This is a genomic window from Jejuia pallidilutea (genome assembly GCF_002973595.1).
Classification (GTDB): Bacteria; Bacteroidota; Bacteroidia; order Flavobacteriales; family Flavobacteriaceae; genus Jejuia; species Jejuia pallidilutea.
The window spans coordinates 137,139-153,201 of record NZ_PVEO01000002.1; the positions used below are offsets into that span (position 1 = coordinate 137,139).

Here is a 16,063-nt window from a genome sequence, read left to right on the forward strand (position 1 = left end):
TCAATTTTACCTAAAAAGGCTTAGTTTTTGATAATTTGCTAACCGTAAAACGGATTTATAAAATGGTTTATTTTATCAGAAAATATTTCTGTAGAAATATAAATTAAACCCAAAAAAATATATGTAATTTTGGCGTTTCAAAAATCGAGCCATACTTTTACAAAAATACATTTAAAAGCGTTGCGTACAAACCAATTTAAAATACTTTTTGCATTGAGTTTTACAGTGTTTATCAACACTTTTAGCTTCGCTCAAGACATCCCAAAAAAGGGAGAACCTATAGAACCAAAACCTGAAAAAACATTAGATACGGTTACTAAATCTCTAGATAGTTTAGTAAAAATAGTAATTCCTGAAACGCCTAAAGACACAACAGTAGTAGATTCCATAACACCTAAAAAGAAAGAATTTTTAGAAAATATTGTAATCTACAAGGCTACAGATTACACCTCTTTAAACCAAAGAAAACAAAAACTGTATTTATTTAATGAGGCTGAAATAACTTACGGAGATCTTAACATTAAAGCAGGAGACATTACAATAGATTACCAGAAAAACGAGGTTTACGCTAGAGGAATAGTAGATTCTACAGGAGCATATACTCAATCGCCTGTTTTTGATCAAGGTGGCAATGTAGTGAAACCAGACTCAATATTATTTAATACAAAAACACAAAAAGCATTAATATACAACAGTATTACAGAGCAAGGCGAGGGTACTGTAATTGCTAAAATCACCAAAAAAGAAAACGATTCGGTTTACTTCATCAAAGATTCTAAATATACTACTGCAGAGAATTTAGATGACCCAGAATATTACATACTTCTTAAAAAAGCAAAAATAGTTCCGAAGAAAAAAATTGTTACAGGGGCTGCACAAATGTATATTTACGATGTGCCAACACCAATCTGGATGCCTTTTAGTTTCTTTCCCCAAAGGCCCGCAAATACATCTGCTTCTGGGGTGCTTATCCCAACGTTTGGTGAACAAAACGAGCGTGGTTACTTTCTACAAAATGGGGGGTACTATTTTGCTATTAGTCCACATATAGATTTGGCACTTATGGGCGATTATTACACCAACGGTAGTTATGGTATAAGAGGCGAAAGCACCTATGCGCTTAAATATAAATTTAGGGGTAATTTTGGGTTTAGGTACGAAAACCTTATTTCTAGCGAACGTGGTTTCCCTGATTACTCTAAAACCACGGTGTATAATATTAGATGGTCCCATAGTCAAGATGCCAAGGCTAGCCCTAATTCTAGATTTTCAGCTTCGGTAAATTTAGGGAGTAGTACGTTTTACAGGGCATCATTAAACCAAGCCACTACTGGTGCTTTTTTAAATAATACCCTAGCATCATCCGTTTCTTATTCCAAAACATTTCAGGGAGAACCACAAGTAGATTTTAGTTTAACAGCTACGCACTCCCAAAACACACAAACGCAGCAAATTAACATGACTTTGCCTACCTTTCAGGGTAATATGGGGCGTGTTTTTCCTTTTGCTCCCAAAACTGGCACAAAAAAAGGCCTAATTCAAAATATAAGTTTTCAATATAATGTACGTGGTGAAAACAGAATTCAAACCACAGATTCCTTGTTCTTTAAAAAAGAAATGTTTGATGATGCAAAGTCTGGCTTTCAACATACCATACCATTGAGTACCAACTTTAAAGTTTTTAAACATTTTAGTGTAAGTGCGAGTACTAATTTTAATGAAGTGTGGACGTTTGATACCGTTGAAAAACGCTATGATTTTGAAACACAAGAAACCATAACCGACACCATTAAAGGTTTCGATTCTTTTAGAACATATAATTTTAGCACAAGTATAGGAACTACAATTTATGGTATGTTTAATTTTGAAAAGAAGGGTGAGAACAAAAAAATAAAAGCCATTAGGCATGTTATGCGTCCTGCAATTAGCTATAATATAAATCCTGCTTTTGATAGGTACTACGATAGCTATGAAACAGAAGTTGTTACAGCCGATGGTATTACCATAGACGATATTGAGTACACTCGTTTCGAACAAAGTTTATTTGGTTCACCAAACAAAACATTTTCCAGTTCTATGGGAATTTCACTTTCTAACAACTTCGAGGCCAAAGTAAGGGATAAAGACTCCACTAAAACAGACCCCAAAAAGGTAATGCTATTAAACAACCTTAATTTATCTACGGCTTACAATTTTGCAGGAGACTCTCTGCAATGGAGCCCTGTAAGACTTAATGGCGGTACCCAATTATTCGATCGTAAACTAAGTGTTAACTTTAGTGCAACATTAGATCCTTATGCGTTAGATAATAATAATAGAAGAATAAATACATTTAATATTAACAATGGCGGAAGTTTATTTAGACTTACCAGCGCCAATATGAACATGAGCTATACACTTTCTAGCGAAGGTAGTAGTAAAAAAGATGGCCAACGAGATGCCAGCACCGAGGAAAATATTAGAAACGGCGGGCGAGCCGATGATTTGTTTGGACGCTCTGAGGATTTTACCAGCAAACGTTTTGACCCTGATGCAGAAAAGAACAACAAAGATGAAAACAAAGACTTTTATAATTTTAAATTACCTTGGAGTTTGAGACTTGCGTATGCTGTAAATTATTCTAATCAGAGGCGCAATAGTGAGATTTCATCGCACTCCTTAATGTTTTCTGGTGATATTGAATTGTCTCCAAAATGGTCTGTTGGAGGTTCTTCAGGATACGATTTTAAAAACAACGCATTTACATTTACACAACTTCGGTTTGAACGCGACTTGTTGAGTTGGCGTATGAATTTTAGTTGGGTGCCGTTTAGCTCTAGAAGTTCATGGAATTTCTTTATTGGCATAAAATCTAACTTACTTAAAGATTTAAAATACGAACAACGAAGACAACCAGACCAAACGCTATAATTTAAGCTTCTTAGCTTAATTATTAAAAAGTTATAGAATGAAAAAAATAATAACAACCCAAAATGCACCTGCCCCGTTAGGGCCATACAATCAAGCAATACTAAGCGAAAATACACTTTATATTTCTGGACAAATTGCTATTAACCCTAAAACAGGAGCATTGGTTATTAATGATATAACATCTGAAACTTTGCAGGTAATGCAAAACCTAAATGCGGTTTTAAATGCAGCAGGTTTTTCATTCAATAATGTTGTAAAATCATCAATATTTATTAGTGACATGGATAATTTTACAGCTATAAACGAAGTGTATGGCAGCTATTTTGATAATGCTACAGCACCTGCAAGAGAAACAGTGCAAGTAGCAAGATTACCAAAAAACGTAAACGTAGAAATAAGTATGATTGCTGTTAAATAATACCCTAAGATGCTTGTTCTTCTTTCTTTAAAGCATATTTTTTTAAAACGCTATTCAATTTTTTGTTATCTATAGGTTTAGCTAAAAAATCGTCAACGCCAGCGGCTTTAGCTTTTTCAATATCCTCCTCAAAAGCACTGGCAGAAACTGCAACTATTGGAATTTTATTTTTAGCATACTTATCAGAATTCTTTATAATTTTTGTGGCTTCGTAACCGTTAATTTTCGGCATATAAATATCCATAAAAATCATGTCGTAATCTATAACTTTATAGAGGTTTACAGCATCTAGCCCGTTAGTAACAAAGGTACAGTCTGCACCGTGCTGTTCTAGCAAAAATTTAATTACTTTTTGGTTCATTTTATTGTCTTCGGCTACAAGAACATTAAATCTAAAATCAAATTTGTTTAGCAGTATTGGTTTTTCTTTTGGTGGTTCCGCTATAACATTAAGGGTTTTTTGCAACTGTAAACTAAAATAAAAGGTAGAACCTTCATTTTCCTTGCTTTCAAACTTAAGTTCACCACCCATAAGCGCTACTAGCTTTTTAGTTACAGAGAGTCCAACTCCAGAGCCTCTATAATGCTTTACGTGATTAGAGTTTTTTTCTTCAAAAGCATTAAAAGCATGCTGTTGCTCGTAACTACTCATACCTATACCAGTATCTTTTACATAGAATGAAACCACCTGTAAATTATCATAAGTCACCGTGTGGTCTATAGTTATACTTACTTTGCCGCTGTTGGTAAATTTAATAGCATTGTTCACCAAATTAATAAGCACTTGTTGAATTTTACCCATATCACCCAACAATAAAAAGTCGTGCTTTTTATCTACAGAAAACTCGTATTCAAATTCTAAACCTTTCTCCCAAGCTTGGTATTCAAAAATTTTAAACAGTTTGGTTAAGTCTGCCTTTAAATTAATGGGAACAGACTCTAATGTCAAATCAGAATCTAAACCTTTAGAATTATTCAAAATCATATTAATGAGTTGCAACAAATGTTCTGAGGAATATTCGGCAATTTCAACCTGAGCCTTTTGGTCTATATCTAAATCGGTATTTTTTAGCATTCTAACCATACCTAAAATAGTACTTAGAGGAATACGAATTTCATGACTCATATTTGCTAAGTAAATAGATTTGTGTTCTGATGTTTCTTTAGATTTTTGTAACTCCAGCTCTAACTCGTTAATCTTGGTATTCAAATAAGATTCTACTACATCATTTTCCATTTGAGACCTCATGGTATATAGCAACACACCTGTTATTATAATTAAAACTATAAAAATTAATAAAGCTAAGGTTGAAAAGTAATTAGAATCGTCTGAAACATTTTTGCCCAAAAAAAACAATACACCTAGAGTTAAGATGCCCAATAGGGAAACAACTGTCCACAGTTTAAATGCCATTTTAGACTTGGGGGGAAATTTCATTTTTAACAATTAATTATACTAAAGATACGAAACAAAATTAATTTATGGATCGCAGCAAATATAATTTCGTTTTATGGATTAAAAATATAAATTCTTGTAATTTTGAATATCACCAAAAACCACCTATAAATGCGTATAGAATATGATATAAAATTAGGATTTAAAGATGTAATGATTCGCCCTAAGCGATCTACGTTAAAAAGTAGAAAGGAAGTAAGTTTAAAGCGTGAATTTAAATTTATGCACAGTTCTACAACTTGGTCTGGAATTCCTATTATTGCGGCAAATATGGATACTGTTGGTACTTTTGAAATGGCAAAAGCACTTTCTAAGGAAAAATTGTTTACAACCATACACAAGCATTACACTACGGGAGAATGGACACAGTTTTTCAAAAATTCAAAAAGTGATATTGAAAATTACATTGCTGTTAGTACAGGAATTGGTAAGCAAGATGCCTTACGCCTTTCTGAAAACATTAAAGCAAATCCTAAATTAAAGTATATATGCATTGATGTTGCCAATGGTTATTCTGAGTACTTTGCAGATTTTGTTAAAAGAACAAGGGATACTTATCCTGAAAAAGTAATTATTGCTGGTAATGTTGTTACAGGAGAAATGGTTGAAGAACTGCTTTTATCTGGTGCAGATATAGTTAAAGTTGGTATAGGTCCAGGATCGGTATGCACCACACGTGTAAAAACGGGTGTGGGTTACCCACAACTTTCGGCAATTATTGAATGTGCTGATGCAGCTCATGGTTTAGGCGGACAAATTATTAGCGATGGTGGCTGTACAACTCCTGGAGACGTTGCTAAAGCTTTTGGAGCTGGTGCCGATTTTGTAATGTTAGGTGGTATGTTTGCAGGTCATGACGAAAGTGGAGGCGAAACCATTGAGAAAAATGGCAAAACTTTTAAAAAGTTTTATGGTATGAGTTCTGCTACTGCAATGGATAAACATTCGGGTGGTGTTGCAGATTATAGAGCTAGTGAAGGTAAAACAGTAGAAGTACCTTATCGTGGTAACGTTGCAGATACCGTAAAAGATATTTTAGGCGGTTTACGCAGTACCTGTACTTATGTTGGTGCATCACGATTAAAAGAACTTACCAAACGTACCACGTTTATTCGTGTTGCAGAACAAGAAAACAAGGTTTATACCAAATAGGCTATGGCAGTTTTTTGTTATTGATAAATTAAGCTTTAAGCATTTAATTAAACTTAGAAATATTTGGGCTACTTCTCGTTTAATAGTTTACCAATAGAGCCTGTAGCTTGTGGAATAAGCTCGTACACAAAATCTGGATTAATATGCGGCTCCTTTCTGTGAGACACATAAATTATTGCGGTATTACTTTCTTTAGCTATTTTATTAATTAATTCTGAAAAAATTTGTGCATCGGTATCATCAAGACCATTAGTAGGTTCGTCTAAAATAAGTAATGGTGGATGTTTTACCATAGCTCTAGCTATTAATACCAAACGCTTATGCCCACTAGATAAAAAATGGAAACTTTTATCTTTTATATGATGCATGTTAAGCAATTCTAACCACTCTCTTGCTATTTTTAATTGTACATCGGTAGGATAGCTATACAGCCCTATGGAATCTAAAAACCCAGAAACAATCATGCTCTCTATGGTATCTTTACGCTTAAACCCACGTAACATTTCTGAAGAATAAAACCCAATGTGTTTTTTTATGTCCCAAACAGTTTCACCAGTGCCCTTTTTCATTCCAAACAAGGTCATATCTTGCATATATCCTTTTGGGTTGTCTCCTGAAATTAATGATAAAATTGTACTCTTTCCAGATCCATTTTGCCCTATTAACTGCCAAAATTCGTTCGGTTTAATTTGCCAAGAAATATTGTTTAAAATGGGTTTATTTTTATAACTAAGGCTTACATTGTTTAAGGAAACAAGATATTGAAATGTTTTAAATTCTGTTTTGTAGGGTTGAGGCAATGTTTTTACAAAATGACTTGTAGGGTTACTTAATTTTACATTATCATATAGCTGTAAGTTATTTTTTTCAACTGTATAAATTGTATCGATAAAGGCTAAGAAATCGCGTTTTCTTGTGGCTATCTGGATAATTTTTGTCTTGTAACTTATGTCTTTAAGTATCGTTTTTATTTTAGACTGTGTTTCTACATCTAAACAATCAAACACATTATCTAAAACCAAATAATCTGATACATCACGAGATAAAATATGATTTAATAACGCTCTTTTACGTTCCCCTTCAGAAGAATTTTTAAGACTATTATTTGTTTCGGTTTTAATGCTAAAACGTTCGTGACGGGTTTCTTCTTCAATAAATCGATTGATTGTTATTTCAGAAAAAATGGCACCCTTTTGAGGTGCCAATTCGGGGAAAAACTCCCCAGAAGTTATATTTTTTATAAGGTGTGTTTTACTTTCCTTATTCGATATGTAAATAATAATATGATTTTGCACAATATTTTTAGTTTAGTGCAATATTACAAATCTTTAGTGTGAAAAGGTACTAATCCATCAATAGGTCTACGCTCGAAATTGCCAACTTTAAAGCCCATTTCTTCAGCTACCTCCCTTATTTCCTTTTGAGCAAAATATGCAATAGAACCCGCAAAATGTACAGGTACAGTTTTGAGTTCATCTTTAAATTGCATAATCATATTTTTAGCAAATAGGCGAATACCGTCTTTTATTAATTTAATGGTATAATCTGAATCTTTGTGCAGAAACATAAACTCTGCAAAATTGGCTAAATATGCATTTGGACTTGGTTGTTTGTACAAATTGTACTTTATAAAATCTGCATCCATGTTATACTTAGCACCAAAAGCTATTTTTACATTTTCTGGCATGTGATTAAAGTAATAATCCCTTATAAGCTGTTTACCATAATAATTACCAGAAGCATCATCCATAAGCGTATATCCAAGCGATTTAACACGTTGGTGCAATACTTCACCATCGTAATAACTACAGTTGGAACCAGTACCCAAAATACAAACCACAGCAGCTTCTTTAGGATGGCTAATTGTAGAGTATACAGCAGCTAAAGTGTCTTCGTTAACCTCAACATGAGCGTTAGCAAAAATATCTTTTAAAACATCTGACAGTAGTTCTCTTGCGTTTTCGGTTCCACAGCCTGCACCATAGAAAAACACATGGGTTACTTTGTCTTTATTATCGTATAACTCTTTACTTTTATTGATGATTTTATATAGTTTTTTCTCACTTAAAATTGCTGGATTAAGGCCTTTTGTTCTCACCTTTTCCATTAATTTATTTCCGTTTGTATCTACAGCCAACCAATCGGACTTTGTAGAACCACTATCAACAATTAAAACCATAATTTTTTTGAGTATAAAAAAACTCCACAGGCTACTGTGCCAAAACACAATAACTCTGTGGAGTTATTAGTAATTTACATTATTTGTTATTTAACAGATGCTATGTACTGAGCTAGATCAACTAATTTAGTTGAATAACCAAACTCATTATCGTACCAAGATACTAATTTAAAGAAATTATCATTTAAAGCAATACTTGCGCCTGCATCGAATACACTTGTCATTGGTTCTGAAACGAAATCTTGAGATACTACTAATTCTTCAGTATAACCTAAAACACCGTTTAATTCTCCTTCAGAAGCTGCCTTTAAAGCTGCTTTAACCTCATCCCAAGATGCAGATTTTTCGGTTCTTACAGTTAAATCAACAACCGATACATCTGGAGTTGGCACTCTAAATGCCATACCTGTAAGTTTACCATTTAATTCAGGAATTACCTTACCTACTGCTTTTGCAGCACCTGTAGAAGATGGAATAATATTAGCTAACGCACTTCTACCACCTCTCCAGTCTTTTTTAGAAGGACCGTCAACTGTCATTTGTGTTGCAGTTGTTGCGTGTACTGTTGTCATTAAACCTTCTATAATTCCGAAGTTATCATCAATAACTTTAGCTAAAGGCGCTAAACAGTTTGTAGTACACGACGCGTTTGATACGATGGTATCGCTAGCAGTAATTTTTTTGTGGTTTACACCCATTACAAACATTGGAGCATCGGCAGAAGGTGCAGAAATTGCAACTTTTTTAGCTCCAGCCTTAATGTGTGCTTGTGCTTTATCTAGTGTAGTAAAAATACCTGTACAATCTAAAACAACCTCAGCACCAACAGCATCCCATTTTAAATCTTCTGGGTTACGTTCTGCTGTAATTCTAATTTCGTTTCCGTTTACAACTAAGTTACCGTCTTTAATATCTACGGTACCGTTAAATCTTCCATGAACAGAATCGTATTTTAATAAATACGCTAAATGGTCAACGTCTAATAAATCGTTGATTCCTACTATTTCAATATCTGGTCTAGAAGCTGCTACTCTAAAAGCGATTCTACCTATTCTCCCAAATCCGTTAATTCCAATTTTTAATTTTGACATGTTCTTATTTATTAATGTTTATGTGCTCATTATATCTGAGACACGAAGTAATTCTAAATTAATTTTCGATTTTCCTTTAATAGCTTGATCTAGAGGGGTTAATTCCATTTTATTATTTTTTAAACCAACCATGTAGTTAGTTTTACCCTCCATTAAAGATTCTACGGCCTTTACCCCCATTCTACTGGCAAGCACCCTATCGAAACAAGACGGAGAGCCACCGCGTTGCATATGCCCTAAAACAGACACTCTAACATCGTAGCCTTCCATGTTTTCGTCTACAAAATCTTTTAGCTCAAAAATATTCTTTCCTATTTTATCGCCCTCAGCAACAATTACAATACTTGAGGATTTTCCAGATGTTCTACTCTTGTTTAAAGATTCTACTAAACGATCTAATCCTAAATCTTCTTCAGGTATTAAAATTTCTTCAGCACCACCAGCTATACCAACATTTAAGGCTATATGCCCAACATCTCGCCCCATAACTTCAATAAAAAATAATCTGTTGTGGGAACTTGCGGTATCTCTAATTTTATCAATAGCTTCTACTACAGTATTTAATGCTGTGTCGAAACCTAAAGTATGTGTTGTACCAAAAATATCGTTATCAATAGTACCGGGAATACCCATTACCGGGAAGCCGAATTCCTCATTAAAAATCATAGCTCCTGTAAAGGTACCATCACCTCCTATAGCAACTAAGGCATCTATTCCTGCTTTTACAAGTTGGTCGTGCGCTTTTTTACGCCCCTCTTTTGTTCTAAATTCTTTAGATCGTGCAGATTTTAATATGGTACCGCCTTTGTTAATTATTCCCTTAACACTACGAGCACCTAAAACTTCAAAATCTCCATTCATTATACCCTCGTAGCCTTGATAAATACCAACACATTCTATATTATGAAACGCACAGGTTCTTACTACCGAGCGAACTGCAGCATTCATACCTGGAGAATCCCCTCCTGAAGTAAAAACACCGATTTTTTTAATTTCTTTTGACATTAATTCTTTTTATTTCGAGGTAAAATTACTAAACAAAAACCATATTTATATAACATATGTCATATTTTAATAATATATTAAAACTATAACGTTTTAGTTAACAAATAAGGAGTAATTATGAATAAAAATAGTAGGTTGCAAAGGTTTTAACCTTCTTTTTTAGAGGATTTTATCGATATGAAACTAGGGAGTGCCTCGGTTTCCTGTGCTTGATTATTTTCTTTTGGAATGGTTTGTTGTTCTGGGTTTTTTTTGAATAAATTTCTAATGAGTTCCTTGAAGGTATCGAAGTCTACATTATAAGATAAACCAACGCCTTGTGTATAGCCTACGTTTTGACCAAAACTTTGAATGTTATTTTCTCTATTGAATACTTTGGCAGATAATGTTCCATCTTCATTTAAAAGAAAATTAATCTCTAAATCTCCCGCAATAACAGTTTGTGTTTCTCCCGCGCCCCCTACCGGCACACCTACACTGCCGTTAAAAAATACCTTATCGTTTATTTGGGTTTGAAATGTGGCTACAACCCTATCATCGGTTTGATAATCTGGTCGGTTTTGTCCGGCTTCGTAATTAAAACCGAAATTAATTTTTCCATCTTCTGAAGTAAAAATACCGTTTACAATACCGTTTAGTCGTTCTGCAATAGTACCAGAAACATTTAACTCTCCTGAGCCTCTATTTTGAAACGAGCCTCCTGTAGCTAGGAAGTACAGTGCTTGGTTTTCTTTCTCAGCATCTGAATCTAGTCTATATTGTAATTCTGATTTTATTGTGGAATTAGCATTAGGGAACTCAAAATCAAAACTAGGTACTGGCCTTTCTAAATCGCCATTTAATGTAATATTTAATTCTACGGGAATGCTCCTATTTATTGGGTTGTCTAAAAGTGGGGACGGATTGGTTTGTGTTCTATAAGTTGCCAACATATTTATTTGTGCCTTTAAAGGGTCGCCTTCCCATGCCACGGTTCCACCTGGTTGTACTATAAATTGCTTTTGCACTAAGCCTCCATAGGCAAAATTGTAAACACCTTCAAACACAGAGAAATCGCCCCACATATCAAACTTTCCGTTTGTGTTTATTTCAACCAATAAACCGCCTACACCTCGCCCCTTTAAAGCATGCCCAGTTTCTTTATTTATAATAATTTCTAGTTCGGCATCTTGGGTAACATCCAAATCGAAATCCAGTTCTAAACCTTCAACATCTTCTAATACAAAATCTTCTCCCTTTTCCCTAGCCTCTTTCTGCTCTGGCGTAATAAAATGTATAAACGAGTTGTCTCCAAAGGATTCCGTATCAGATAATGGTATTTTAAAAACTGTTCCTTTTTTAGTTTCTCCTACCACGCTAATTACCAATTCTTCGGTTGGGCCATAAATGCTTGCCGTACCCCCAACAAAACCAGTACCATAATACAAGGATTCCTCTGCTGCTTTGGTATCTAAAACTAAAAGTCTATCGGTTGATAGCCCTAAACCTAATCTCCAATCTGATAAATTATTATGACTTAATTTACCATTTAACTCTGCCTTAGAGTTGTATTTTGTATCTGTTAACTGTACATCACTAAACAAAAAACTCTGTTGTTCTAACCCAACTTTTACATTATCATTAAATTGATAATCTACATTTAAGTATGGTATAGTAAAGCCTCCACCGTTTAGTGTAAGCGTTCCAACAATATCTGGTCTTTTTAAATCGCCCACAATGGTTGCTTCTCCAGAGGCATCGCCTCTAATATTAGACAAAACACCTGATAATAGAGGGTTAAGCGGACTTAAATTAAACCTATCGAACCCTAAATCTACATTTATACTTGTACTTTTTCCTCTTACTTTAATATCTCCAACGGCATTAAAGCTCTGTTTTATATCGTCTTTAATACTAACATCTACATTGTAACTGGTAAGATCTTCGTTACCAATTATTTTGGCATTAAAATCGCCCAAATAAAAATCGTTAACTTTAAAATTATCTACAACCACTGTAGAATTTGGTAAATAACTACCGTTTTGCTGAAGAATATCTAACTTACCATTAACCCTACCATTAAGCTTTAAGCTGTCTATATCTGGAATTATCTTGGATAGCCTTACATCTTTAAACTTTAGTTTTAAATCTTTTTCTGTAGAATCTTTTATAAAACCAGACAAAGTAACCTCTTCCTTACCATGGTTGATGTTTAATCTATCTATTTCAATAGAAGATAAATCTTTAGTAAATGAAATTTTATTGAATTTATCATCGCCACCATTAATATACCATTTATAATCCTTAACTGTAACATCTGACGTTTTAAAGCCTATTACAGAGTTATTTTCTTTGTTTATAGTATGGTAAAAACTAAGGTTAAACTTATCATTATTGCGTTTTCCCCCAGAAAATTCTGAACGCATAAAAAGCGTATCGTTAATCGTTACATTGATTAAACTAAATTTTGATGCGTTGTAATATTTGGTATTAATACTATCTACCTCCACATAGGTATTAAATAAAGGGTTACTGTTATCTACCTGTAGCTCTATATCCTTAACAAAATTGTCTAAAAGGTTTATTTGGGGCGATTTAAAGGTGAGTTTAAATTTATTTGCATCACTGTGTATACTGCCCCGTATAAAAGTGTTCTTACCTAGTTCTACTTCTGGGTACAGTACCTCTATTATTTTATTGTATATTTTGAAGTTAAAATTAATTCTTTGGTTATCTGCTACCGCATAGGGCTTGTAATTGGTATATATATTACCAATAGAGTTTTCTAAAAGTTTAACTATATCGCGTACAGCAAATTCCCCATTTATACCACCTTCAATAATATCGGGAGAATCTATATCTACATATCGTGTTTTTCCTTGAAAACGTGAGGCTATTTTAAAACTTTTAAAATTATAGGTATCGTGTTCGTTTTTATAAGATGTATTTCTAAAAGTTATTCTACCATAGGCATCATCTAGACTACTACTGTTCATGTTCATATTAACAGTACTTTTAAAAATAGAAATACTGTCTTTTTTAACGAAGTTTAACTTGTTTAAGTCTGCATAATCAACTTCGGCCTCAAAATCGTATTTATTTATAACCTCAGAATAATCTATTAATCCGTTGAACTTTAGTTTTAAATTTTCGTCATTAACCAATAAAATACCATCGAATATTTTGTTTCTTATTTTACCCGAAACTTGAGTTTTATTGTAATCGTAATTATTATAATTTAATTGAAATATATCGCCTTTTACTTCTGTATCTATGGTTTCGGCTATAAAACCATGTCCATTTACATCTAGGTCTAAAGACACCTGACCTACTTTAGGTTCTTCAATAAATGTACCTAAATTAAAGGTATCTAAAACTATTCGCCCTTTGTAGGAGGCATTATCAATATCGTTTATTTTAGTAATGTGCAAGTTAGAGTTTACAAACCCAAGCTCGGTATCCATTTTAATATCAGCATCTACTTTTGATGCTGTAATTTGTGAGTTTCCTGTAATTTTAAATTTACCCAACCTATCGAAAGACGAAGGTATTGCTGCTCCCAGAACATTTGGCAATAGTGCTTTTAAATCTTTATAAGTTGATGTAAGGTTAGTAAACTCACCATTCATTAAAAAGTCGTTAGTGGCTTTACTAAACAGGTTTTTAAAATCTATGTTACCGTAAACCTTAGTGTTTGTACTTGTAGTAAGTTCTAGGTTTTTAGCCTCTAAATCGTTAAGGGTTCCAGACAAATTAACACTAAACTTTGTGTGTTGGTTTTTACCAAATTCGTTATAAAATGTGTTTAATTCGTCCATTAACACATTAGAATCCTTAAATGAGGCTTCAAGCGTTACCTTATCTGTAAAAAACTGTAAATCTTCGCGTTTGTAATAAAATTTAAGGTTTCCTTTTAAAACAGAGTTTTCAGTTTTAACTTCAAGCTTATCAAAAGTCATGCTAGATAAGGTGTACTTAAAATTGGTCATTAAATTTTTAACCGCTACACCTCTACTATCGTTAAAAGACAGTGTATTTATTCGCGTACTTACATCGCTGCCATTAATTAAAAAATTGGTAGCGTTAATGTTTAAATCATTAAATTCTAACACCTTGGTGGTTTCCCTGTTTTCGTCTAACAGCCTAAAGGTGCTATTGTAAATTGTTACATCGCTAGAAGACAACAAAAAACTACCTTCTCCTTCTTTTGGGTTATCGCCTTCTAACTTAGCAACAAAAACATCTAGATTGGTTTCTTGATAGTCTTTATATGTTTTTATATTGAACACCAAATCCATAATATCAATATCCCCAAAAACCAACTGACCGTTCATTAGGTTTGAAAAACTTAAAATAGACGTGTTTAGTTCTTGAATATTTATAAGGGTATCTTGTTTAAAATCTTCAACATAAATATTTTTTAGCTCTACATCGCCATTAAATTGTAGCCCTACTTTTTCAATATTAATATTGGTTTTAAACTCTTGGTTTAATCGTTTGGTAGCATAATTACCTAAATTGGTTTGTACCGATGGAATAGAAAGAATAAGCACCAAAATAATGAAGAGCAATAAAATTATTGCGATTATCTTATATAATATTTTGAGTACTTTTTTTATGATTTACGATATTAAAACTCATTATACATAAACACAAAAACTAACACTACTTAACTATGAAATAATGCCTAATTTTGCAGTTACGAAATAAAAAGGAAAACAGATGTTTAACTTGTTTTCAAAATTAACAATTATTGTGCCTAATATTAAGTAATGGCTAAACAAAATATTTTTATCCTTGGCATTGAGTCTTCCTGTGACGATACCTCTGCTGCTGTTATACACAACGGCAAGGTTTTAAGCAATGTTGTAGCAAGCCAAAAAATACACGAAGCATATGGTGGTGTAGTACCAGAACTAGCATCTAGGGCACACCAGCAAAATATTGTACCTGTAGTACACCAAGCACTAAAAAAAGCAAATATTACCAAGGCGCAACTTAGCGCTATAGCTTTTACAAGAGGCCCTGGTTTAATGGGAAGTTTATTGGTAGGTACATCTTTTGCTAAATCTCTTGCTTACGGTTTAAACATTCCCTTAATTGATGTTAACCACATGCAAGCACATATTTTGGCACATTTTATTGAAGAAACAAATTTTAAAAAACCACCATTCCCATTTTTAGCTATGACTATTTCTGGTGGCCATACACAAATTGTAAACGTTGAAGATTACTTTAGCATGATGGTAATTGGAGAAACCATAGACGATGCCGTTGGTGAGGCTTACGATAAAAGTGGCAAGATTTTGGGTTTAGGGTATCCTGCAGGTCCTGAAATTGACAAACGGGCGCAATTAGGAAACCCTAAAGCGTTTACCTTTACCAAACCCAAAGTTGATGGGCTAAATTTTAGCTTTTCTGGGTTAAAAACGGCCATTCTTTATTTTATACAGAAGGAAACTAAAGCAAACCCCAATTTTATAAATGAAAATATAAATGATATTTGTGCATCTATACAATACACTATTATTGGCATTTTAATTGATAAATTAAAAAAAGCGACTAAAGCAACAGGTATAAAACATATTGCCATTGGTGGCGGGGTTTCGGCTAATTCTGGTATTAGAAAAGCATTACAAGATGGAGAGCAAAAATTTGGATGGACCACCTACATTCCAAAATTTGAATATACCACCGATAATGCTGCTATGATTGCCATTGTGGGCTATTTAAAATTCTTAGAGGCCAATTTTGCCGAACAGGATATAATGGCTTCGGCACGATTAAAAATTTAGTTTTTAGTAGGCAGTATTCAGCAAAATAATATTGATTAAGTATTTCGACTTTGGAGATTAGGGAACTTTTAGTAAGTT

The 16,063-nt window shown here is 33.4% G+C and carries 10 protein-coding genes; 4 read left to right on the forward strand and 6 right to left on the reverse strand.

All coding sequences use genetic code 11. The features are described from left to right. The first annotated feature begins 129 nt into the window (after positions 1 to 129). Positions 130 to 2,910, forward strand: a complete 2,781-nt coding sequence (locus CLV33_RS04090; protein WP_105472828.1) for a putative LPS assembly protein LptD — start codon at positions 130 to 132, stop codon at positions 2,908 to 2,910. 37 nt (positions 2,911 to 2,947) lie between these two features. Next, positions 2,948 to 3,328 (forward strand): RidA family protein, encoded by a 381-nt coding sequence (locus CLV33_RS04095; RefSeq protein ID WP_105472829.1) that lies wholly within the window; start codon positions 2,948 to 2,950, stop codon positions 3,326 to 3,328. A gap of 4 nt (positions 3,329 to 3,332) precedes the next feature. Here CLV33_RS04095 and CLV33_RS04100 read toward each other — a convergent pair whose 3' ends face one another. Beyond that, positions 3,333 to 4,766 (reverse strand): ATP-binding protein, encoded by a 1,434-nt coding sequence (locus tag CLV33_RS04100; protein WP_105472830.1) that lies wholly within the window; start codon positions 4,764 to 4,766, stop codon positions 3,333 to 3,335. Between the two features lie 129 nt (positions 4,767 to 4,895). On the opposite strand from CLV33_RS04100, the gene CLV33_RS04105 reads away from it, so the two are divergent. Then, positions 4,896 to 5,936 carry a GMP reductase gene (locus CLV33_RS04105; RefSeq protein WP_105472831.1) on the forward strand — a complete coding sequence of 347 codons (1,041 nt, stop codon included), beginning with the start codon at positions 4,896 to 4,898 and terminating at the stop codon, positions 5,934 to 5,936. A gap of 68 nt (positions 5,937 to 6,004) precedes the next feature. Here the strand turns inward: CLV33_RS04105 and CLV33_RS04110 are convergent, their stop codons facing one another. The 5 genes from CLV33_RS04110 to CLV33_RS04130 form a co-directional block, all read right to left on the reverse strand. Next, entirely contained in the window at positions 6,005 to 7,231 is a 1,227-nt protein-coding gene (locus tag CLV33_RS04110; protein WP_170063972.1) for an ATP-binding cassette domain-containing protein, read from the reverse strand. 23 nt (positions 7,232 to 7,254) lie between these two features. Continuing rightward, the gene (locus tag CLV33_RS04115) at positions 7,255 to 8,115 is read right to left on the reverse strand and encodes an N-acetylglucosamine kinase (protein WP_105472833.1); all 861 of its coding nucleotides are present in this window, start codon (positions 8,113 to 8,115) and stop codon (positions 7,255 to 7,257) included. 86 nt (positions 8,116 to 8,201) lie between these two features. Continuing rightward, on the reverse strand, positions 8,202 to 9,206 hold the full coding sequence (gene gap / locus CLV33_RS04120) for a type I glyceraldehyde-3-phosphate dehydrogenase (RefSeq protein WP_042243273.1): 1,005 nt from the start codon (positions 9,204 to 9,206) through the stop codon (positions 8,202 to 8,204). Positions 9,207 to 9,224: 18 nt separating this feature from the next. Continuing rightward, positions 9,225 to 10,211, reverse strand: a complete 987-nt coding sequence (pfkA, locus tag CLV33_RS04125; RefSeq protein WP_105472834.1) for a 6-phosphofructokinase — start codon at positions 10,209 to 10,211, stop codon at positions 9,225 to 9,227. 146 nt (positions 10,212 to 10,357) lie between these two features. Further along, a complete protein-coding gene (locus CLV33_RS04130) occupies positions 10,358 to 14,761 on the reverse strand; it encodes a translocation/assembly module TamB domain-containing protein (protein ID WP_105472835.1) in 4,404 nt (1,467 codons plus the stop codon). Between the two features lie 201 nt (positions 14,762 to 14,962). Here CLV33_RS04130 and tsaD point away from each other — a divergent pair, with 201 nt between their 5' ends. Next, a complete protein-coding gene (gene tsaD / locus CLV33_RS04135; protein WP_105472836.1) occupies positions 14,963 to 15,985 on the forward strand; it encodes a tRNA (adenosine(37)-N6)-threonylcarbamoyltransferase complex transferase subunit TsaD in 1,023 nt (340 codons plus the stop codon). Positions 15,986 to 16,063 lie beyond the last annotated feature (78 nt).

Bases quoted from the DNA above. Each gene is read 5' to 3' on its own strand.
- CLV33_RS04100 (WP_105472830.1), bottom strand. From the start codon at position 4,766: ATGAAATTTCCCCCCAAGTCTAAAATGGCATTTAAACTGTGGACAGTT.
- CLV33_RS04095 (WP_105472829.1), top strand. From the start codon at position 2,948: ATGAAAAAAATAATAACAACCCAAAATGCACCTGCCCCGTTAGGGCCA.
- gap (WP_042243273.1), bottom strand. From the start codon at position 9,206: ATGTCAAAATTAAAAATTGGAATTAACGGATTTGGGAGAATAGGTAGA.
- pfkA (WP_105472834.1), bottom strand. From the start codon at position 10,211: ATGTCAAAAGAAATTAAAAAAATCGGTGTTTTTACTTCAGGAGGGGAT.
- CLV33_RS04115 (WP_105472833.1), bottom strand. From the start codon at position 8,115: ATGGTTTTAATTGTTGATAGTGGTTCTACAAAGTCCGATTGGTTGGCT.
- tsaD (WP_105472836.1), top strand. From the start codon at position 14,963: ATGGCTAAACAAAATATTTTTATCCTTGGCATTGAGTCTTCCTGTGAC.
- CLV33_RS04105 (WP_105472831.1), top strand. From the start codon at position 4,896: ATGCGTATAGAATATGATATAAAATTAGGATTTAAAGATGTAATGATT.